Genomic DNA, 20,202 nt, shown 5'->3' with positions numbered 1-20,202 from the left:
TTTGCGGACACGGCCTAGCGGACCCAGCCCGTGAAGCTCTGTCCGACGGCCTGGCTCTTCTCCGCCGTGCGCGGCCGGGTGCCGCCCTCGACCGCGGCCGACACGGCGCGCACCAGCCACGCGTTGACCGACAGCCCCTCACGGCTCGCGGCCTCCTCGGCGCGGGCCTTGAGATGGGCCGGGAGCCGCAGATTGACCCGCGCGGTGCCGCCCTCGTCGCCGTCGGCCGGGGCCGGGGCGCTGTACGGCTCGACGGACCCGGCCGGCTCCACGAGCGCACCGCCGTCGACGGGCGGCAGCGTCACCACGAACTCCGGGTCGAGCCCGCGCAGCCGCACGTCGACCGAGCCGGGCGCCAGCTCGCGGGTGATCTCGTCCATCGCGGCGGACAGCACGTTGAGCATGGTCAGCCGCGTCGCCGACTCCAGCGGAGCGGTGAGCCTCTCGGCCAGCCGGCGCGCGTCGTCCCCACCGGCTTCGGCGGCCACGGCGAGCTCGCGGCGGAGGGTGTCGACATACGGGGTGAGGTCCATGGCGCCATAATGACACCAGAATGGCGCCACGTGCAAGCCCTAGGTGGCGCCGCGCGCGGCGGGGAGGGTGCGAAGGCGGCTCTGAGCTGCGGGAATGGTCCAGGTGAAGGCAGAGATGGCTATGGAGTCATACTTGGCGCCATGCGGCACCATGTGGCGCCACATGGCATCACCTGGTGCCACGTGGTGCCGACGATGCCGGAGGCGAGAAACGAGGACGGGGGAGGCCCCGGCCGCGGTCATGACCGCGGCCGGGGCCTCCCCCGTCCTCTCACGGCGTCACGGCCCACATCAGAAGAGCGCCCTGTAGCCCTGCCACCCGGTGGCGATCCTCACCGCGCCGGAGAAGGAGCCCCTGCCGTTGCCGCTGCTGCGCCACAGGTTGCCGGAGGTGTCCCGGGAGACGAGGTCCGCCCTCCCGTCCCGGGTGATGTCGCCGACGCCGACGACGACGTTGTACGCCGCACCCCAGTTGTCGTACACCTTCACCCGGGACGTGAACTTCCCCGTCCCCGTGCCGTTGTAGCGCCACAGCTCGTTCGAGGCGTCCTGGACCAGCAGATCCCCGTGACCGTCGCCGTTCAGGTCGCCGACACCCACGAGCTTCTTGTAGCCCTTCCAGTTGTCGTAGAGCTTCACCCGTGCCGCGAGCTTGCCGCCGGCGGCGCCCTTGTACAGGTACACCGCCCCGGTGGCGGAGTTGCGGGCGATCAGGTCCGCCAGCCCGTCACCGGTGATGTCTCCCGGCGAGGTCAGCACGTCGTGCTGGTTCCAGCCCGTGCCCAGCGACACGTACGGCGTCGACGGCGTGACCGCCTTCCCGCAGCCCGGCCGGTACGCCCGCAGGGAGCCGTCGGCCATCCGCACCAGCACGTCATTGCACCGGTCACCGTTCATGTCGCCGAACGGGACCGCCTTGACCGAGACCGACCAGCCGGAGCCGCTGGTCCGGCCCGAGAAGGTCCCCGTACCGGAGCCGTGCTGGAAAGCGAGCGAGCCGCTGGAGCTCAGCGTCAGCAGATCGCCGACACCGTCCGGTACCGCCGCCGTGCCCGCGTGGTCCCTCGGTGCCGCCGTGCTGACGCGCGCGGGGGACTCGGCCGTCGTGCTCTGCCAGCCGGTCTTGCGGGCCGTGACGGCCACCGTCAGCTTCTTGCCGCGCAGCGAGGCGGGCACCAGGTAGGTGGAGGCGGTGGCCCCCGGGATCACCTGGCCGTCGGCCTTCCACTGGTAGGCGTACGAGTCCGGGACCGGCGTCCACGCTCCGGGCTTGGCGGTGAGCCTGGAGCCGACCTGGGAGGTGCCGGTGATGGTCGGGGCGGCGGTGTTGTTCAGCGCCGGCGGGGTGACCGTGAAGGAGCCGCGCGGGTACTCCCAGCCGTTGTGGGTGTTCACGCTGAGGTACCAGTCACCCGCGGTGAGCCCGGTCAGGTCCAGGACGGCCGTCAGGGACTTCCGGTCGGCGGCCACCGAGACGGTGGTGGACTGGACCGACTTGCCGGACCGGCTGATCCGTACCCGGTCGTCCGCGTGGAGAGCGGTGCCGGTCACGGTCACCGTGACCTTGCCGCCGGCGGCGCCGCTGGTCGGGGTGACGGTACCGATGCTCTTCTTCTCGGTGCCGCAGAGCGCGGACGAGCAGACGAGTTCCGCCTTGTAGGAGGTCTGCGAGGCCTTCTCGGGCAGGCTGACGACCAGGATGCTCGGGGTCACGTCCGCCGAGTAGGGCTCGCTCACGTAGCACTGGTAGCCGATCGGGATGGCCAGCGTGCACGTGTGGTCCAGGCTCGGGTCGTACAGCGAGGGCACGGCTGTCTGCGTGCCGCCCGCCGTGTCACTGACCACGAAGGCGAAACGGTCCGCGTACGCGGTGGGCAGCGCCGCGCAGACCGCGGTGTGCTGCTCGTCGAGGGTGCCGGTGACCGGCCCGTACCCGTAGCTGACGTTCGGGACCTCGGCGCACTCGGCGGCCGGCCCGGCGGACGTCGCGATCCGCAGGGCGTCGAACCGGTAGGACGCGGCGGCCGACAGGTTCGGCGGGACGGTGACGAGGACCTGGTAGCTGGTGGAACCGGTGACCGCGCACGCCTTGTTGCGGTTCGAGCAGGCGGCGTCGCCGTTCGCGTCGTAGGCCAGGAGGTTGGCGGTGCCCAGCGGGTCGCGCACGTCGAGGTGCAGGACGTCCCCCGCGTCGGCGGTGGTCACCTGGTGGCAGAGCAGCAGGCCGGGCGCCGCCGGAGTGCCGCCCGTGGACGGACCGCCCACCGCGGTCGCCGGGTTCGCCGCGCAGCCCTTGGCGGTGGCGGTGACGTCACGCCGGGCGAGGGTGTACTCGGCGGCGGTGTCGCGGCCGGTGACCAGCACCGTGTGCGCGATGCCCGGGGCGAGGCGGCACGTGGTCCAGGTGGACCGGGAGGGCCAGACGCTGCACACCTGCTCGCCGTCGGCGTCCAGCACCGAGAACTCGGCGGTGGACGTACCGGAGACGGCCCGCAACTGGAGGTTCTCCACCGCGCTGTGGTCGTCCGCCGGGATGGAGAGGCAGTGCGAGAAGACGCCGTCACCGGTGCGGAACCGGGCGGTGGCGCCCTCGGCGGTGAAGTCACCCGCCGGAACGACCGGGCACCCGCCGGCCGCGTCCGTACGGTGCAGCGCGATGCGGTAGGACCCCGTCGCCGGGTTCTCGTCGTCGGTGGACACCAGGGCGCGGAACGGGGCGGAGCCGGTCAGCGCACAGGTGCCCGCGCCGAGCGACTCCCCGTCGCACCGCTGGACTCCGTCGGCGTCGACGACCACCACGTCCGGCTGCGGAGGAAGCCCGCTCAGAGGCGTCAGCGCGGCCATCCGGGCGCCCTCGGGCAACGGCAGCGTCAGACAGTCGATCTCGCCCGCCGTGGCGAAGGTGCCCTGGTGGGTGCCGATTTCGGCGGGCGCGCAACCGGCACTTGCGGCCCGGTCGACGACGAGGGTCGCGTGATCGGTGAGTACGGCGTAGTCACCGGCGGCGGGAACGGGGCAGGGCGACTGCCACTGCTGGCACACCGTCTTCCCGTCGCGGTCGTACACGGCGAGGGCGGACCGGCTCCCGCCGGTCACCTCGTACACGCCGTACCGTCCCGCCGCCGGGGCGGTGAAGATCTTGCAGCCGGTGGCGGGATCCACGGTGGTGGGCGCGGAGTCGTACGCGTTCACGGGCACCCGCGCACAGCCGGCGGGGTCGGACAGCCGACGGATCTTCACGGTGTAGGCGGCGGGGAAGCCGCTCTCGGCCTGGCTGATGTGCCCCAGCACCCGGTACGGCCCGTCACCGGGCAGTACGCATCCCTCGCTGTCGTCCTCGTTGAAGCGCGGGCAGATGTGGGCGCCCGTCTCATCGGTGATCCAGTTGACGTACGAGCCGTACGTCCTGGTACGGAAGTCGACCGTGATCCGCTCGCCGGGCTTCCCCGTGAACGGGTGGCAGACGAGACCGAGCGGAGACGCCGCGGAGCCGGTGACCGGGGGGAGGTTGAAGGACGTTCCGGTCTCCTCCGCACAACCGGCGGCGGTGGCCAGCGGGGTGACGGTCACGGGAATCTCGCGGGTGTCCCAGCCGGAGTTGACGACCTTCAGCGTGAAGGCGCCGGCGCGCGGCAGGAGGCACCAGCCGGCGCCCCACGCGGGGTCGTAGCAGTCCAACTGGGTCTCACCGTCGAAGACCTGGGCGTAGGCCTCGCCACTCGGATCCTGCACCAGCACGCGGTGCAGGCCCGGCTGTTCCGCGGTGAAGCCGAAGCAGGCGCTGCCGTCGGCGGGGATCGTCGCCCTGCCCACCGCGGACCCCGGATCCCCGAAGGGAGCGAGCGCAAGGGCGGCACAGTCCTCGGCGGCGGAGGCATCGGACGCGGCGCTGGTCACGGTGCTCCCGGTCGCCTGCGCCGACCCGACCGGGAGCAGGGCCGTCAGCAGGACCGACAGCGCGAGGGTGAACAGGACAGCGGTGTACGCCGCGGATCTCCCGCGTGCGTACAGGCGGTAGGGCATGGCGATCCCCCCCAGGACGGCGTCGAACGACGCGGACGAGTGCCGGGGCCCTGCGCGACAGCGGAGCGTGTCGAGGGCGACGCACGGCGAAATCACGCGAATGATCGCACATAGGCGCCCCTGGAGATATCCGTTCAGGGACACCAGGAGACAGTGCTCGCGCCGTGCGGAACGCTTGCCCGCGCAGCGCGTCACGGTCCCGTCGGCAGCCGCAAGCCTGTGCAGCCCTCGCGCCGCACCTGCTCCCTCGCGAACACCGCGACGTACTCGCGCAGCTGGGCGCGACGTTCTTTCAGTTCCTCAGCCGTCGGGGTCTCGTACTCCGCATCATCTTGGTACGGGTACCCGCCCAGGCCGGTGCTCGGTCAGCGCGGGCTCCCAGGCGCCGTCCCCCATCGGCAGGGAATCGGGGCCCGATCCCTCCTCGCGCAGCTCAGTGCCCCAGTCACCGCGCCAGCTGCTGAGTTCGACGAGTGGCCCAGCAGGCTGCGGCCCGTCGGGCCGGTCCCCGGGCGCAGCGGATCGCACGCGGCCGCCGCCGGCCCTCAGCGGTCGGCGGCGGCCGGCGTGTGCGGGGGGAAGGTCCCGCGCGGTCCGCGCGGGCACCCATCGCCCACGGAGCTCACGGGGCCCCGGCCCCGGGCTGACGCCGGGCCTCGTCGGCGACCTGCCTGCCGGAGCCGCGTGCCTGCTCGGTCACCCGGGTGGCCTGGTCGCGGGCCTCGTCCTGAGTGGTGCGGGCACCTTCCGCGGCGGTGTCCTTCACCTCCTGGGTGGCGCTCTGCGCGGCCTCCTTGGCGCCTTCCTTCAGGTGTTGCGCGGAGTCGAGGGCGGCCTGCTTCACCGGCTCCAGCGCCTCGCCGCCGCGTTCCATCAGGTCGGTGGCCTTCTCCTGCTCCGCCTGGGTCGCGGGCAGCATCGAGGAGACCAGCATGCCGAAGCCGAAGGCGATCACGCCGGCGGCCAGCGGATTGCCCTGGGTCCGGCGCATCGCCTGGTCGGGTGCCTGCCGTATCGCCTCCCCGGCCTGGCCGGCCGCCTGCTGGGTGCCCTCCTGCAGCGAACCGGCCGCCGACTGGGCACCGCTCCTGACGCCGTGGGCGGTGTCCGAGGCGGTTCCCATGACCCGCTCGCGCACGCCGGAGACGGCACCGCGCACCCTCCTGGTGCGGCGGCGCACCACGCGTCGGGGGCTGGCGTAGTCCGTGAGCCGGTCCACGTCCGCGGACAGCCGGTCCCGAGTGGCGTTGATCTCGGCCCTCATCTGGTCGGGTGACGTGCCCATTGCGCATTCTCCTTGATCGTTTCGACGGTCCGCTCGGGCTTCGGATGCACGGTGCGCATCCGGCTACGGCCCCGCTGGTACAGGACGGCCGCGACCACGGCCCACACCGCGGCCACGATCAGGGCGGCCCAGCCCCCGTCGATCACGTTGGCCAGGCCCAGTACGGCGGCCAGTGAGAGGAACAGGAGCACCATGTAGCCGGCGAACCCGGCGCCGCCGTACATCCCGGCGGCCTTGCCCGCCTTGGTCGCCTCCTGCCTGACCTCGGTCTTGGCCAGTTCGACCTCTTGGTGGAACAGGGTCTGGACGTCCGCGGTCACGGCGGACAGCAGTTCGCCCACCGAGGTGTCCCCGCGGTACGACTCCACCCGGTGCGGCTCAACCCGGTGGGAAGAGAGTGACGCCATTCCTCACACCTCCGGGTACGGACGACCCGGCGTATCGCGCGGGGGCGTACCGACGGTCGGCGGGACCTGCGGCGGAGCGGGCGGGACCACCGGTGGCCCCTGTGCCGGCGCGCCCGGTGGAGGGCCGGCCGGGAGCGCTGTGGACCCCGGTTCGCTCAGCGCTGTCCGCTCCGGCTCCGAGGTTCCGGAGACCGCCTGGTGGCCGTTTCCGGAAGCCTGGTCCGCCTTGACCGCCACCTTCACCAGTCGTCCGACGGCCAGCCCGGCCAGCAGCGCCCCGCCCAGGAAGGCGCCGGGGCGACGGCGGGCGAATTCCTGCACCTCGGAAACGACGCCTCCGACACCCTGTCGGTCCAGGTAGTCGGCCGCCCGGTGCCCGCGGTCGGCGGCCTGGGCCGCGAGGCTGCGGGCAGGGGAGTCGCTCTGGGCGTTCTCAGCCAGTGCGGCGAAGTCGTCCGCCCAGTGGCGCACCGTCTCGGCCGCCCGCTTGCTCTGTGCCTCCGCCTCGTCCTTCGCGCGGCTCCGCAGGTCCTGGGCGACCGCGCCGACCTGTTGCTTCGCTTCCCCCGCCACGGCCTTGGCCTGATCGGCGGCGGTACCCGCGACCTGGCCCGCGGCCTGCTTGGCCTGACCGGCCGTGGCCGACGCCTCTGTCCGGGCCGCCTCGCCGGTCTGCTGCAGCCTCGTCGTGTTGCCTTGCGCTGCCTCACTCATCAGCCACTCCTCCTCGACACGCGCCGACGCGTCGGTAAGCCGGTTTTATCCACGAGTGACTGTTTCGTGGGCATTCACACATGCCTGAGGGGAAATCTCTGCCGGCGTCTCGACGACGGGCGAAGGATGCCCTGAGGCGGGCGAATAATGACAAAACGGGCGAAGGGTGGCAAGTGGAGAGTCCGGGCGGGGGCAGCCCTGTGAGGCCGGACCAGCCCTACAAGGCCGGACCAGCCCTACAAGGCCGGACCAGCCCTACGAGGCCGGACCGGGCCCGGAACTCTCAGGGGGTACCGGAACGGCGATCACCCGTAGAGCGAGCGAGCCCCCGGGCTGTTGCCCTTGAAGCGCTGGCCCGCCGCGATCTCCTCGCCGACCACGGACCAGACGGTCTCGTCGTCCTGGAAGGGGAGCGGGTCGACGCGGCTCGTCTCCTCGCGGATGCGCTCGACCTCGGCCTCCAGGCGCTCGAAGCCGGCTTCCTCGTCGTCGCTGAAGGTGAATTCCTCGAGCAGGCGCTGGAGCCGGAGGGTGACCTGGACGAGGGAGGAGACGTCCGCGTGGAGCTCGACCACGGTCTCCTCGTCGGGGTCGAAGGCGTGCACCTTGCCGGACACGGGGTCGAGGGCGAGGTGCGCGTTGAGCAGCCAGCCGATGACGGGCCAGTCGCCCGCGCCCTCCGCGGCGTCCTCGAAGTCCTCGACGTGGACGGCGTCCTGGACGAGCGGCAACAGGCCGTCGTCCTCGCCGGGCTGACGCAGCAGGAGCGTCCCGGTGGGGGCGCCGACGGTCTGCAGGAGGCGGGCGCCCTCGGTGTCCGCGGCGGAAGGCGGGAAGGCGGTGGCGGGCAGGGTCGCGATCCGGTCCTCGCCGAAGATGCCGACGAGTTCGCTGCGGGTGACGTCGAAAAGCACTGCCGGAACTCCGAATTCGGTGGTGGTACGAGCGCCGTGGGACTTTCAGTGGACGGAAGCGGTCACGACAACAGCGTTGCGGATCGGGGCGCTTCCGGCGCGAATCCGATTCCGCCCCGCCCGGTCACCCGCCCTTCTATGGAACGAACTTGTTCTCCGAGGGCGAGAGGTTCATCACTGTATCAGTGCGTCCGCCGGCGACACCGTGCTGGTCCCACTGTTCGTGCAGCCACTTGACGTAGGCGCGGTGCTCCCGGTCCTTCCGGTACTTGCTGAGTTCTTCGCCGTCCGATTTCTCGTGCTGGTCGTATTTGGCGCTGTGGGTGACCTCGAGATCGTCGGGGAATTCCCTCGCGAGGAACTTGTTGCACTTGGGATTCTTCTGACAGGGCTCACGTTCCGTGTAGAGCTCGCCGACGTTGCCCTCGTGCCCTTGCTTGATCAGCGGGTGTCCGATGGAACGTTCGGAGTGCGCCTCACCGCTCGCGCCGACCAGGATGAAACGGTTCCCCTTGCCGTCGTCGTACAGCGCCGAGGCATAGTTGCCGCCGGGGATGTAGGAATCGGGGCGTTCGGTGCGGTTGGCATAACGGCCGAGCTGGGTGGCGCGGGCCAGCGGCGTGGAACCGGGCGCGACCTTCGTGGAGTCGACCGTGTTGCCCTTGTCGGGCTTGTTCTTGCGCTGTTTCTCCCCTTTGTTGTTCCACGGGTACCAGGCCTTGTCGCCGAGTACGTGCTTCACTCCGGAGGAGTCGTCGGAACGGACGGCACTGGTGGTCCCGTCGGGGTGCAACTGGCGTATCGAACCGTCGTCACTGAGCAGGTACATGGGCGTGTCGCCGTCGCCCTTGACCTTCTTGACCTCGACCTTCTCGGCCTCGTCGCCGATGTCGCGGTCCTTGCGCTTCTGGTGCCGTGAGGCGGCTTTCACACGGTCCGGAATGGTGTCGGTGACATGGTCGGTCACCTTCTTGGCGGCCTTCTCCATGCTGTCGATGGCTTCCTCGAGGATGCCGTCGAAGGCCTGGGTGAACGTGTCCTTGCCCTTGGTCTTGCCGAAGGTGGTCTTCGACTTGCCGAGGTGGATCCCGGACTGGCCGCCCAAGTCGCTGCCGTGTCCGGCGACCTTGCCGGCGCCGTCCTCGAACGCGACGTGGTCGATGACCGTCTTCTTGCCCTCGCCGCCGCCCGAACCGCCCGGTCCGCCGGAGTCGCCGCTGTCGCCCGCGGAGGCCAGTTTCATGCCGCCCGGGTTGTCACCGGGATTGAAGGCTCCCTCCGCCAGATCGAGGACCGTGTCCGAGACGAGCTCGCGGAGTTTGCCGGTGACGGGCTCGGTGACCTTCGCTATCAGCTCGTCGACGATCTGCTGGGTGGCCTCGTCGATGAGCCGCTTCACGATGGTGCGCATCAGCGCGATCTCACCGGCGGCGACCGCGGCGGTGATGCCCAACGTCACGGGCGCGGCGGCCAGTTCGGCGACGATGGTGGCGGCGAGCACACCGAGTTCGACGCCCGCCTTGACCTTCATGCCGCGGATGATGTGTCCGACTCCGTCGCAGGCATCCGCGAACAGCCGTGCCACCTGGGGGATCTTCTCCAGGTGACCGGTCTTCACGTGCGACCAGTGCTTCTTCATGGACGCCACGGCCCAGCCCTCGGAGGAGTCGAGGATGCGGGTCACCGCCTTGTTCGCGTCGCCGCCGTGACCCTCGAACTTGTCGGCGAAGTCCCGCATGGACGTCGCCATCTCGAAGTAGTCGTCCTCGTCGACGTTGGGCCAGTTGACCCCGATGAGGTCGAGTGCCTCGTCGACGATGCTGGGCAGTACCAGACCCATGGCCGCGCGCTCCGTTCCCCCGTCGACTGCTGCAACTCCCGCCCCGACAGCTAACGAGGCCGGTTGTCAGGTGCACAAGGGTAGACCGGGCCCCGTCACGGTTCTGTGACGCGAGCCCCATGTGTCGGTGACGCCACCTGAGTTGGCCCGGCTCGGCTGTCAGCGCGCCCGCAGCCGCACCAGTGCCTCGTCCGTCCCCACCACGAGGTCCCCGTCCGCCGTGAAGGCAAGGGCGTGGGCCTGGCTGCCGGGGTGGAAGGTGCGCAGCCGGTCGTCGTCCAGGACCCGGTGCTCGACGAGACCGTCGGCCCAGGCGATCGCGAGGACGAGCGTGGCGCCGGCCATCGCCACCGCCACCGCGTCGACGGCGCAGTTGCGGGCCGCCACCGGCTCGGGCATGGGATCGGTGTGAGGCGCCCATGCGCGTACGGTGCCGTCGGCGCCGCCCGTGTACAGCAGGGTGACGGTGTCACCCGCAGCGGAGACGGGCAGGGCGGTCGCGGCGACCGCGGTGACGCGCCCTTGGTGCAGGGCGGCGGTGCGCGGCTCGGCGCCGACGGTCACCACGTGCACTGTTCCGGCGGCGTCGCCGAGGACGACACGGTCCCCGGCGCCCGTCAGCGCGGTGACCTTCTCCCGCTGATCCCGCGCGTACTCCGCAGCGGCACTCAGGAGCCGTTCCCGCACCGAGGGACCGTCGTCGAGGAGGGCGGCGACCCCCTTGGGCTTCACGGACTCGGCGGCGCGCTGGGTGTGCAGGAGGCCGTGCTCGTCGAGGACGGTGACGGTGCCGTCCCCGTGCTCGGCGGCGGCGCGGAGGCCGGGCACGGAGTGCGGGAGGCGTCCGACGGAATCGGCGCTCTCCGCGTCGAGGATGCGCACGGTGCCCTGGTGGTCGGCGACGACGAGCTGCCCGGCCAGGGGTCCGGTACCGGCCACCAGGGAGCGGACCGGACCGGGCCACGGTGGGGTGACGTCACCGCGCACCCGGTGCCAGACGACGGTCCACGAGGCGTCGCGCGCAAGGGAGTCGAGGGTGGCGGACAGCCGCGGATCACCGGCGTCACCGAGGGCGGCGAGGAGGACCAGGGCGCGCTCGGCGGCCGGCTGCTCACGGGTCAGCGAGGCGCCGGCCCGCAGCCAGGCGGCGCGCAGTCCGCCGTGACTCTCCGCGGAGCGTTCGTACGCGGTGGTCACGCTCCACGGGTCGGCGGCGCAGACCGAGGCAGGATCGTCCAGGTCGAACGATTCCTCGGGCTCCGGCTCCGCGTCCTGCGCTGCCGGGACGGCGGGGTGGGCTGCCTCCCACGACGCGCGGCGGGCCTCGTCGGTCCACTGCGGCTCGTCCAGGTCCATGCGGGCGCACGGCCCGGCGGTGAGCGCCCGCGCCCATTCCGTACCGGAGCGGACCTCGACCAGGACCCGGACGTGCTCCAGCGAGGCGAGGCCGAGGACGAGGTCGACGAGGGAGCCGGGCTGCTCGGCGGAGTGCAGCTCGGGCAGCGCGATGACGGTGCGGCGCCGGTCGGCGGCCAGCGCGGCCAGCAGGTCGCCCGGGGAACGGGCGGCGATCGACAACTGTTCGCCGAGCATCCAGGCGGCCGTGGTCGCGGTCAGGCCGGGCAGCGGCACGAAGCCGTGGATGCGGCGTTCGCTGACCGTGCCGGGCCGGGTGCCGTGGCCGATCAACCAGGCGAGGAGCCGCGACTTGCCGCTGCCCTCGGCGCCGGTGACCACGGCGAGGCCCGGGGCGCGGGGGTCGCCGAGCCAGGAGAGCAGGGCGGCCGCGGCGGGCTCCCGCCCGGAGGCGGGCCGGGACCAGCGCGGGGCGGGGCCGGCGGTCACGAACCCGCCTCCGTTCCTTCGGCGCCGGGGCGGCGAGTCACTGCCGGGCCTGCTGCGCGGCGTGGGTGATGAGTTCCTTGATGCCCTCCTCGCGGGACTCCGCGGTGTCGCCGTAGTCGAAGCTGTGGGTGAACTCGGCGTGCGGGAGGACGGCCTGGAGCCAGGCGGAGCAGTAGTGGCCCGGCATCATGCACGGTTCGAGTTCGCAGTAGACACGGCGGACCTGCTCGGGCTCCACTCCGGAGGAGGAGAGCCGCTGCCACAGCTGTTCCTCGGGGTGCAGGCGGCCCGGACCGGCCTGGGCGGTGACGATCTGCTTCGCGCCGTCCTCGCCGACGTACTCGAAGGCCGACGAGAAGGGGAAGTTGAGGCTGTGGCGGACGTCGTCCAGCACCCGCGACCACCAGCTCTCCCGGTCGGCGACGGCCCCGGGGTCGATCTGCCGGATCTCCTGGACCAGCGCGGCGAACGCCCCCGCGGCGGACTGCAGCCCGTCGGAGGCGGCGATCACCGGGAGGGCGCGGTCCAGGGCGGCGGCGCAGTGGGTGAAGGCGGCGACGTCCGAGTTCACGTACAGGGCGGCTTCGGCGCGACCGAGGAAGAGGGCCTGCACGGAGCCGTCGGTACGGACACACAGATGCGCCAGCCGGTCGGTGCCGATGCGCACCCACTCCGCCCAGTCGCCCTGAAGGGCGACGCCGCGGTGGCCGGCGTACATCCCGAGGGTGGGCCCGTCGGTCTCGTCCGCCGCGATGAAGTACGGCCCGACGTGCAGCGGCACACCGACCTGCGCGAGGTGGCTGCGAGCCGAGGCCGGCACGGTCCCGTACGAGGCAGGCACGCTGATACGGCGCAGCCCCTGGGGGCCGAACTGTGCGATGGCGGGGTCCGAGGGGAACTCGGGCATCACAGACCTCTCACGCTGACGGACTGACCGGCTCCAGCCTATGCGGAGGCCGGACGGGGGCCGGGGCGCTGTGACGATTCCGAGACGAGCCCGGCCAAAGGCACCCCGCCCGCACGGTGGTCGCGCGCCGGCGGTGCAGCCGGCACGTGCCCCGGATCACTTGCCGGCGTCCGGCCCGTACCACTGAAGCGCCTGGCCGGTGACGGCGGCGATGCACTCGAAGTCCCGGTCGCGGTGCAGGAGGGTCAGTCCCTGCAACTCGGCCGTGGCGGCGACCACGAGGTCGACAGCTCCGGCACTCCGGTGCTGTCCGCGCTGAGTGAGGATCTCCTGGACCTGCCAGGCACGGTCGTAGGCGCGGTCATCGACCGGCACCCAGCCGAAGATCATGCGGATGTCCTCGATGCCCTGTGCCCGGTCGGCGGCGGAGCGTGCGCTGTAGAAGAACTCCAGCTCGGTGATGGGGCAGGTGGCGATCAGCCCGGCTGCTGCCGCCTGGTCCCACCCGTACTGTTCGGCATCGCCGCGCAGCAGCCGGGCGAGCGCGCTGGTGTCGATCAGGAACTGCGCGGCGTTCACCGGCGGTAGTTCCCCTTGTCCTCCAGCAGATCGAGATCGAAGGCGCCCTCGGCCGCTGCCGCCCGTAGACGGGTGAGGGCGAGAGCCCGCCGCCGGTTGTCCAGCACCTCGCGCAGCGCCGTGTTCACCGTCTCCTTCTTGGTGCTGGTACCGAGAGCCTTGGCCACCTCGGCGACCAGCTGGTCGTCGAGATCGATCACGGTGCGCGTCATCGTATGCACCTCCATGGATATACAAGCTGTCATCAAGTATATACAGCGCCGTACCGCCAGTCGGCAGGGGGCGGAGCGAGGCCGCACGGTGAGTGTCGGTACCGAGGCGGCGCCCCGCTTCGGGTGGCGTACTGATGGCGGGGTCGAGGTGGGGTGGTGAGGGGATCGGGCTGGGCGACCTCGTGCGCGCCGAGCGTGCGCAGCACCACACCGGCGAACTGTGGGCACGGGCGCGACCAGCAGCCGGGCCGCACGGCGCGCAACGGTGCACCGGACGGGCCGCCTCGTCTCCGGGGCTGACCTGGAGGGCCCGTCACGACTGCATACACCGGGAGCCGACATGTGGAACGGTCGATGTTGGTGACGCATTCTTCTATGTACATCACCAACATTGCCTGGGAGGTGCGGTATGTCCGTGACCCAGATCGACATCGACGACGCCCTGGAGCGCGCCATGGCTCTGGCCCGTGTCCGGACCAAGAAGGAGGCGGTCAATCTCGCTCTGAATTTCTACGCCGAGCAGCAGGAGCGTGCGGCGCGCATCAGCCGTCACTTCGAGCGTGCCCGTGAGTGGGGTGCCGTCGAGGATGCCGAGCGCCTGCACCGGGCGGAGAAGCGCAGCCGGTGATCTACCTGCTCGACACGTCCGGCCTGGTCAGGCTGCTCCGCGATCCGAAACCGCAATCGGCCTGGTACGACGCGATCGATGCCGGAGCCATCGCATCCAGCTACGTGCAACGCACCGAGTTCCTGTACAACGCCCGGAATGGCCGCGAGTGCGACGAGATCGCGGAAATGTTCTCCGACCTCTGTCCCGACGCGGCGGTGCCGAAGGACGCAGCGCGTTGGATCAGCGCGGTGCAACACCGTATGGCTCAGGCCGGGGAGCACCGCAGTGCCTCGGCAGTAGACCTTGTCATCGCAGCCACTGCCGCCCACCACGGCCTGACTGTCCTCCACGACGATGCCGACTACAGCACTGTCGCCCGGCACGCATCCGACCTGACCGAGCACAACATCCGCGACGTCGTCTGACGTGCCTTTGTCGCCTGACAGGGGTGTCTTCCGGGTCGTGAGGGGCTGCCGTAGGGGCGGTTGAATCCGCTGGTCAGCCCGGGTTCGGCAGGAGCGCGAGCCGTTCGAGGGCGGCGGTGGAGTGGCTGGTGCCGGTGAAGGGCCAGTGCCGGACCAGGCGGAGGATCCGCCGGCGGCGTGACCCAGCAGGACGCCGACGGTGGTACGCCGGCCGCTGACTCCGGTGATCAGCGCTCTGACTCGCCGTGGCCGGTCCTGACCCGCTGCGCGCGATGGTCAGGACGCTCGCCGACGCGCTGATGTCCGCTGAGGCCGACGTCTTCCGCAACGCAGGACACGATAGGTCAGCGACGTCTGGTCGGGGCGATCGCGTTGACTGACACCGTCGCCGCACCGAGCAGGGCCGGATCCCGGACGTGCCCAGCGCACGTCTTCCCGGCGTCTTCACCCGCCGGGTCGAGAAGCTCGCCGAGCCCCTCGGCATCACCCAGCTCTCGAACCTCGGAACAGCGCGCGAGGAACCTCCTGAGACTTCTGTTAAGTCCCATAATCGTTGGCTCTCAGCAGGGAGCCCGGTCGCAGGAACGTCAAGGACCCGCTTCCACGTGCTTTTCCGTCTCTGCTGCCGTCGTCGCAGGGCGGGCTGCCCACTTCCCGGCCGAGGCGGAGTAAGCGAGCACTGTGAATGCGCGTTTGGATCGTACGCCCCTCTCCTCGTACGGTCCTCGCACTGGAAGTGCGACTGGCCCAACCACCAGGAGACGACGTGCAGTTGGCGCACGATGAACGAACCGGCCTTGTCACCCGAAACCAGATCGCTGAGCGTGCGGGCGTGAAGCGTCCGGCTGTGTCGAACTGGGCTCGGCGGCACAAAGACTTTCCCGCCCCTGTGCGCTCCGGCGATACGGAGCTCTTCCACGAGGCCGAGATCACGCGGTGGCTGATGAACCGCATCATTCCCCGGTCGCAGTTACTCGAAGGGGAGGAGGCGGGAACCACCTACGCCGACCGATTCCTCCGGACCAGCGGTGACCGTCCCGCTGCGGAATCGGAGGCCGTGGAGCGCACTCAGCGCATCGGGGCCGAGGACGAGAAGGCCGTCGATCAGCTGATGGGCCGACTCGCGGACCGCGTCCGAGGCCCGGCGACGATGGCGGACTTCGTGAATCTCTGTCTCATCGTGATGTACGTACGACATGCGGAACCGGGGCGATGGCGCCGCATCGAGCATGCCATGTCGGCAGGCCAAGGGGCCCGAGACGTGCAATCGCTGCTCCGTTGCCTCGGCGACATGGCGCAGGACGCGCTGCGCCGGAACGGCGACCGCACCGACATGCGCAGCAGCTTGCTGCAACTGGAACCACGGAGCTGGGGTGACCTCACCACGGCAGTGCGGACGGCAGCAGGCACAGGCGTCGGCGCGTTCCAACTGGTGTGGGAGTCCTTCAGCGCCCGGGAGGGGCTGCAGAGTTCGGAGTTCTGCAGTCCGGTGGGCCTGGCCTCGTTGTCCGCAGCACTTGTACTGACCCCGGGGCAGAGGACCTCGGTGCTCGACCCCTACATGAGAGGGGGAGAGATGCTGGCGGCTGCGCACCGCCACATCGGAGGCGCGCGGGGGACCGTGCACGGCGAGACCCTTGACGGCCGGCTGCAAGCAGTCGCGAGCCTGTACCTTCTCCACCTCGGTGTCCGGCCGAAGCTGACCAGCACCCGGTCCGACCGGTGGCCAACGAACCGCGAACACGGTGTCGACGTGGTCCTGACGAACCCCCCCTTCAACATGAGCGACGCACCCGGCCCCGGACGCCGGACAGGGGACTGGCCGTACGGATCACCGCCACAGGGCAATGACAACTTTGCCTGGGTGCAGTACGCCCTCGGCGCGCTGGTACCCGGTGGTCGCGCAGTGGTGGTCATGCCGGTCAAGGCGGGCAACTCGGTCAACACTGCCGAGCGCGAAATCCGCCGCGCCCTGGTCCGTGGAGGGGCCGTGGAGTGTGTCATCACGATGCCGTCCCATCTGTTCTCCGCGACACCCGTGCCGGTGTCCCTGTGGGTGCTGCGACGAGCGGAGCATCCGGCGAGGGAAGGCATCCTGTTCGTCGACGCCCAGGAGCTGGGGACGAAGGTCCGGCGTCGACGCGTACTGCGGGACACGGATCGCGAAGCGATCACGGCCGTGGTCCGCCCATGGCTCGACGGGGAGCAGTGCCCGGACGGCGAGTACGCGGTGCGTGCGGCTGAGAGAGGCTTCTCTGCTGTCGTCGTGGCCCGCCAGGTCGTCGCCGACGAAGGATGCTCACTCCGCCCTGCCGACTACCTGGGGAGTGGAAAGTACGGCGCTGCTCCCGTCACGGCCCAGCTGCTCGAAGCCGGTGAGGTGGTGGGGCATACGGACGAGCTGCTTCTGCTGGAGCGGCGGGCGAGGGAACCGGGGAACGGCTATCGCACGGGTTCGGCACCCGGCGGCTGGAACGAGGCAGTGCTCAAGGACCTGTGCGAAATCCGACCCGGGCCGTCGTACACCCGCCTGCCAGCAGCGGCACGCACGGCGGACGCCGGCGTTCCGCTCGTCTTCCCGCAGGATCTCGTCGACGGGAGGATCGCGGACGAGCCCCGGGACCGCGTGCCCTGGGAGACGGCCGAGCGCTTCAAGAGGTTCGAGTTGCTCCCGAACGACATCGTCTGCGTACGCACGGGTGCGCAGCAACGACCCGCGCTGGTGTCCGGCACGCAGACCGGATGGCTGCTCAGCTCGAACGTGACGCGGCTGCGCGTACGCCCGGATGCCGAGATCGACCCTCAGTACCTCCATGCCTACCTGGGCCTCCGGCACTCGCGCGAGTGGATGTCCCACCGCGCGGCGGCCACGGCAGCCCCGTCACTGAGCTCTGCTGCTCTGGGCCACCTTCCCGTGCGCTTTCCGCCGATCGGGCAGCAGCGGCGGAGCGTGCGTCTTCTCGATGAGCTCGGCCGACGCGCCGACGCGTATGCCTCGTACGTCTCGGCACTTGGCCGGCTACGGGCCGAACTCGCCGAACACCTGCTGCATGGCTCGGTCGAGCCGCTGTGAGGGCCTGCCACCGCTGAACCCCTCGCGCGTCCCTCTCCCCCCGCCCGTAACCCTCGAAAGGATCTACGTCCATGCCCGAATCGACAGGCCGTTTCGCACGTACGTGGCAACTGTGGCTGGCACTGTACGTTGCCTGCTCCATGGTGGTCGGCCTCTTCGTCAGCCTGTTGGTGATGCGGTCAGGCGTTGGTTCCACCGATGCCGTTCTGGCAGGGGGAGGAGGCTTCGCGACCTCCTTCGCCCTGTGCCTCGCACTGCCCGCGGCGGTACGCGAACTCAAACGGCAGAGCGACTGACCCGGATCGACCGTCCGCGTGGCTGAGCCTGGCTGGCAAAAAGGCCCAGGTCTCTGACCTGGGCCTCAGTCATGGAGCGGGTGACGAGAATCGAACTCGCGCTCTCAGCTTGGGAAGCGACGGTGCTCGACTCGTCCCTATGTCTATGACCTGGGCAGATGGCATTTGCTCGCGCAGTCGTGCGGGTCGGATCGCGCCGCTGTTGGCCGTGGTTGTCCGCTCTTACGGGCACGCTATGGGCACGGGTGGTGGGCAGAGTGCGTTCTCGGACGGGCACGGTGTCGAGCCGGACTCGGTCGGACGTCCAGTCGGGGAACGCTTTCGCGCGTGCACAGAGACTGCTGCCGCGTGGTTGTCAGTGGCCGGCCCTAGGGTGCCCGCGTGACGACATTTCGATCCGGCTTCACGCTCTGGCAACTGGTCCAGACGGCACGGGAACTGACTGAGGACGCGCGCGTCCGGGAGCGCGTCGACGCGGTGCTGCACATCATGGGCGGCCTCGGTGGGACGTACGGCAAGGGCAGGCCGCTGGTGAACGCCTTGGAGGACGTGGCCCAAGAGGCCATCCTCCAGGGCGACTTCGCATTCGCCCAGCGCTTTCAGCGCTTCGCCGCTTATGCCGGAGGCCAACTGTTCCTTGACATCCTTGAGAACTACTACGACGACGAAGCCCGACAGCGCAGCGAGAAACACATGCGCAGGATGGCCGCACTGGGTGCGGACAGGGCGGTCGCCGCCCTTGACGTCCTGTGCCGCGACAAGCCCGGCGCAAGCGCCGCCGACGCCCGTGACTTCTTTCGCGGCATAGCCCAGTCCGTCGACTACCTGGGCCTCGGGGACGGCGAGGGCGGGATCCGGCTCTCCACCAAGGAGGCGAGGCGACTCCAGGAATACGGACACATGGAGATAATCCTCCGCAACCTGCCCCGGCCCGCCTCCGCTGAGGCCGCCCGGATGATGAGCGACGTCCTGGCCGATGTCGACGCCGGTATGCTGGCCCAGTTGCTCGAACTGCGGGCCAGGCAGGTCGGCCTGGCGGCCCTGCGTACCGCGGTGGAGGACCCGGACAGCTCCGAGAGTGCCCTCCATGGCTGTCTGAAGAACCAGGAATGGATCTTCGGCGGGGCCTACGTGGCCGAGCTGGCACGCCGGCAGTACACCCCGGACGCCATCCTCGACATCCCCCTCCTGCGCGGCGACGGCTCCCTGCACGTGGTGGAGCTCAAGCGCGCCAACATCAAGGACCTGGTCATACGACGCTCCGGCCACCTCATGTTGGGTGCCCTGGCGCACCGCGCGGTCTCCCAGGCGCAGAACTACCTCCGGGCCATGGACGAGAACCGCCCGAGCATCCTGGCCGAGCACGGAGTCGACACCCGCCGGGCGTCGGCGACGGTCGTGATTGGACACCCGCGGTACGTGACCGGGGACGTCACCTCCCAGGAGATCGCGGAGACGCTGCGAACCTACAACGCACACCAGGCGCGCATAGAAGTGATCACATACGAGACCCTGCTGGATTCAGCCTCCCGCATGCTGGCCCTGTCATCGGCACGGCAGGACGCAGACCCCGACCCGGACGAGGAGTCCGCCGCATGACCGACACACCACCCGCGATCGAACCGCTCCTGGCCCGCTTATGCGGCGGTGAGATCACCGACAAGGACTACGTCGGATACTTCATGAACGAGTACGGAGAGGAACTCGTGTTCGCCCAGCGTCGGGGCGAGAAGACCGCTCGGCTCTGGCACAGCGACGCGGACTGGAAGATGTTCCTCGTCGGTGACCACTCGATTCGGCTCGACGGCCCGATGGACGGGATGATCACCGTTGCGGATCTGATCATCAACCGCGAGGAGGCGACTTGGCTGTCCTCCTGCCTCGCCGCTTCCCGCCATCTACGGCAGGGACGGACCTGACCACGCAACGTGCTGGGGCTTCAACGGACGGGCCTGGCTCAGGGGGCGGCCAGGCCCCTGCACATGAGCCCTGCTCTGCCCAGGATGTCCTCCGCCCCGCCGTCCCTGACTTGGTCGCCCGCGGCCAGGGTGGTCGTCGTCTGCAGGTACGGCATCGCCGGTAACGTCGGTGAGCTTGGTCACGCTGCGCAAAACGGCTGGGGACGTCAGCGTCGTAGCTGCAGTCGCCACGAGGCCGACGATCGAAGCGGGTAGGAGGCCGCTCGGGTACTCCCTGGCGACCTCCCGCTCTGATGCAGGCTCCTTCGCGGTCAAGCGCCCGCCCCCGCAAGAGATTTGCATCCACCCACGACGTGGTGCGGTGTGGGACGAGTGTCTGGCGTTGTCCGGGAACGGCGGGCTGAGGGCCCGGCCGTTCGAATCTCTCGCTCAGCTACGTCAAAGAGCAGGTCAGCGCCCTGTTGCGATGCGGAGGGCTTGCCGCCTCAAGGAACTCGTGTCCTCCGCGTGCCCAATCGTCGACGGCGGGAGGCCCGAGAAACGCAGCGACGGCTGATCAATTAGCAAGCCCCAGGGCCACTGACCTGGGGCTTCAAGAAGAGCGGGTGACGAGAATCGAA

General features: G+C 70.3%; 17 protein-coding genes. 6 read left to right on the top strand and 11 right to left on the bottom strand.

Annotated features, from left to right (window positions below):
• Positions 1 to 14 precede the first annotated feature (14 nt).
• The 11 genes from CCN42_RS13555 to CCN42_RS13505 form a co-directional block, all read right to left on the bottom strand.
• Complete coding sequence (locus CCN42_RS13555) at positions 15 to 533, bottom strand: toxin-antitoxin system HicB family antitoxin (RefSeq protein ID WP_086735719.1); 519 nt, start codon at positions 531 to 533, stop codon at positions 15 to 17.
• A 291-nt stretch (positions 534 to 824) separates the two neighbouring features.
• On the bottom strand, positions 825 to 4,556 hold the full coding sequence (locus tag CCN42_RS44400; protein ID WP_245877268.1) for an FG-GAP-like repeat-containing protein: 3,732 nt from the start codon (positions 4,554 to 4,556) through the stop codon (positions 825 to 827).
• A 622-nt stretch (positions 4,557 to 5,178) separates the two neighbouring features.
• Complete coding sequence (locus tag CCN42_RS13545; protein ID WP_086735717.1) at positions 5,179 to 5,841, bottom strand: DUF3618 domain-containing protein; 663 nt, start codon at positions 5,839 to 5,841, stop codon at positions 5,179 to 5,181.
• Positions 5,817 to 6,248 carry a phage holin family protein gene (locus CCN42_RS13540; RefSeq protein WP_086735715.1) on the bottom strand — a complete coding sequence of 144 codons (432 nt, stop codon included), beginning with the start codon at positions 6,246 to 6,248 and terminating at the stop codon, positions 5,817 to 5,819. Before CCN42_RS13540 ends, CCN42_RS13545 begins: the two co-directional genes overlap by 25 nt.
• A gap of 3 nt (positions 6,249 to 6,251) precedes the next feature.
• Positions 6,252 to 6,962 carry a hypothetical protein gene (locus tag CCN42_RS13535; RefSeq protein ID WP_086735713.1) on the bottom strand — a complete coding sequence of 237 codons (711 nt, stop codon included), beginning with the start codon at positions 6,960 to 6,962 and terminating at the stop codon, positions 6,252 to 6,254.
• Positions 6,963 to 7,267: 305 nt separating this feature from the next.
• Complete coding sequence (locus tag CCN42_RS13530; protein ID WP_086735711.1) at positions 7,268 to 7,876, bottom strand: SUKH-4 family immunity protein; 609 nt, start codon at positions 7,874 to 7,876, stop codon at positions 7,268 to 7,270.
• A gap of 136 nt (positions 7,877 to 8,012) precedes the next feature.
• Positions 8,013 to 9,716, bottom strand: coding sequence for a WXG100-like domain-containing protein (locus CCN42_RS13525; protein ID WP_086735709.1), 1,704 nt, complete (start codon positions 9,714 to 9,716; stop codon positions 8,013 to 8,015).
• A 159-nt stretch (positions 9,717 to 9,875) separates the two neighbouring features.
• Entirely contained in the window at positions 9,876 to 11,561 is a 1,686-nt protein-coding gene (locus CCN42_RS13520; RefSeq protein WP_086735707.1) for an ATP-binding protein, read from the bottom strand.
• Between the two features lie 37 nt (positions 11,562 to 11,598).
• Positions 11,599 to 12,468 (bottom strand): nucleic acid/nucleotide deaminase domain-containing protein, encoded by an 870-nt coding sequence (locus CCN42_RS13515; protein WP_086735705.1) that lies wholly within the window; start codon positions 12,466 to 12,468, stop codon positions 11,599 to 11,601.
• A gap of 156 nt (positions 12,469 to 12,624) precedes the next feature.
• On the bottom strand, positions 12,625 to 13,047 hold the full coding sequence (locus tag CCN42_RS13510; RefSeq protein WP_086167436.1) for a PIN domain nuclease: 423 nt from the start codon (positions 13,045 to 13,047) through the stop codon (positions 12,625 to 12,627).
• Positions 13,044 to 13,259, bottom strand: a complete 216-nt coding sequence (locus tag CCN42_RS13505) for a type II toxin-antitoxin system VapB family antitoxin (protein ID WP_086167437.1) — start codon at positions 13,257 to 13,259, stop codon at positions 13,044 to 13,046. The genes CCN42_RS13510 and CCN42_RS13505 overlap by 4 nt, the downstream gene beginning before the upstream one ends.
• A 409-nt stretch (positions 13,260 to 13,668) precedes the next feature.
• Here CCN42_RS13505 and CCN42_RS13500 point away from each other — a divergent pair, with 409 nt between their 5' ends.
• The 6 genes from CCN42_RS13500 (at position 13,669) to CCN42_RS13475 (ending at position 19,582) form a co-directional block, all read left to right on the top strand.
• On the top strand, positions 13,669 to 13,887 hold the full coding sequence (locus CCN42_RS13500; protein ID WP_211294697.1) for a type II toxin-antitoxin system VapB family antitoxin: 219 nt from the start codon (positions 13,669 to 13,671) through the stop codon (positions 13,885 to 13,887).
• Entirely contained in the window at positions 13,884 to 14,294 is a 411-nt protein-coding gene (locus CCN42_RS13495) for a PIN domain-containing protein (protein WP_086735703.1), read from the top strand. Before CCN42_RS13500 ends, CCN42_RS13495 begins: the two co-directional genes overlap by 4 nt.
• Before the next feature lie 766 nt (positions 14,295 to 15,060).
• Entirely contained in the window at positions 15,061 to 17,367 is a 2,307-nt protein-coding gene (locus tag CCN42_RS13485; protein WP_158102087.1) for a type I restriction-modification system subunit M/S, read from the top strand.
• A gap of 71 nt (positions 17,368 to 17,438) precedes the next feature.
• Positions 17,439 to 17,663, top strand: coding sequence for a hypothetical protein (locus CCN42_RS42110; protein WP_143661905.1), 225 nt, complete (start codon positions 17,439 to 17,441; stop codon positions 17,661 to 17,663).
• A gap of 381 nt (positions 17,664 to 18,044) precedes the next feature.
• On the top strand, positions 18,045 to 19,262 hold the full coding sequence (locus CCN42_RS13480) for a Shedu anti-phage system protein SduA domain-containing protein (RefSeq protein WP_086735697.1): 1,218 nt from the start codon (positions 18,045 to 18,047) through the stop codon (positions 19,260 to 19,262).
• Complete coding sequence (locus tag CCN42_RS13475; protein ID WP_086735695.1) at positions 19,259 to 19,582, top strand: hypothetical protein; 324 nt, start codon at positions 19,259 to 19,261, stop codon at positions 19,580 to 19,582. Before CCN42_RS13480 ends, CCN42_RS13475 begins: the two co-directional genes overlap by 4 nt.
• Positions 19,583 to 20,202: the final 620 nt, after the last annotated feature.

It is taken from the genome of Streptomyces glaucescens (assembly GCF_002154375.1).
GTDB lineage: Bacteria > Actinomycetota > Actinomycetes > Streptomycetales > Streptomycetaceae > Streptomyces > Streptomyces glaucescens.
Note: the sequence above shows the minus strand (reverse complement) of the source record. Positions and strands in the feature narration are given on the sequence as shown.

What these genes read in the sequence shown, in the direction of transcription:
- CCN42_RS13555 (WP_086735719.1), bottom strand. Translation starts at nt 533, where the DNA reads ATGGACCTCACCCCGTATGTCGACACCCTCCGCCGCGAGCTCGCCGTG.
- CCN42_RS44400 (WP_245877268.1), bottom strand. Translation starts at nt 4,556, where the DNA reads ATGCCCTACCGCCTGTACGCACGCGGGAGATCCGCGGCGTACACCGCT.
- CCN42_RS13545 (WP_086735717.1), bottom strand. Translation starts at nt 5,841, where the DNA reads ATGGGCACGTCACCCGACCAGATGAGGGCCGAGATCAACGCCACTCGG.
- CCN42_RS13540 (WP_086735715.1), bottom strand. Translation starts at nt 6,248, where the DNA reads ATGGCGTCACTCTCTTCCCACCGGGTTGAGCCGCACCGGGTGGAGTCG.
- CCN42_RS13535 (WP_086735713.1), bottom strand. Translation starts at nt 6,962, where the DNA reads ATGAGTGAGGCAGCGCAAGGCAACACGACGAGGCTGCAGCAGACCGGC.
- CCN42_RS13525 (WP_086735709.1), bottom strand. Translation starts at nt 9,716, where the DNA reads ATGGGTCTGGTACTGCCCAGCATCGTCGACGAGGCACTCGACCTCATC.
- CCN42_RS13515 (WP_086735705.1), bottom strand. Translation starts at nt 12,468, where the DNA reads ATGCCCGAGTTCCCCTCGGACCCCGCCATCGCACAGTTCGGCCCCCAG.
- CCN42_RS13505 (WP_086167437.1), bottom strand. Translation starts at nt 13,259, where the DNA reads ATGACGCGCACCGTGATCGATCTCGACGACCAGCTGGTCGCCGAGGTG.
- CCN42_RS13500 (WP_211294697.1), top strand. Translation starts at nt 13,669, where the DNA reads ATGTCCGTGACCCAGATCGACATCGACGACGCCCTGGAGCGCGCCATG.
- CCN42_RS42110 (WP_143661905.1), top strand. Translation starts at nt 17,439, where the DNA reads ATGCCCGAATCGACAGGCCGTTTCGCACGTACGTGGCAACTGTGGCTG.
- CCN42_RS13475 (WP_086735695.1), top strand. Translation starts at nt 19,259, where the DNA reads ATGACCGACACACCACCCGCGATCGAACCGCTCCTGGCCCGCTTATGC.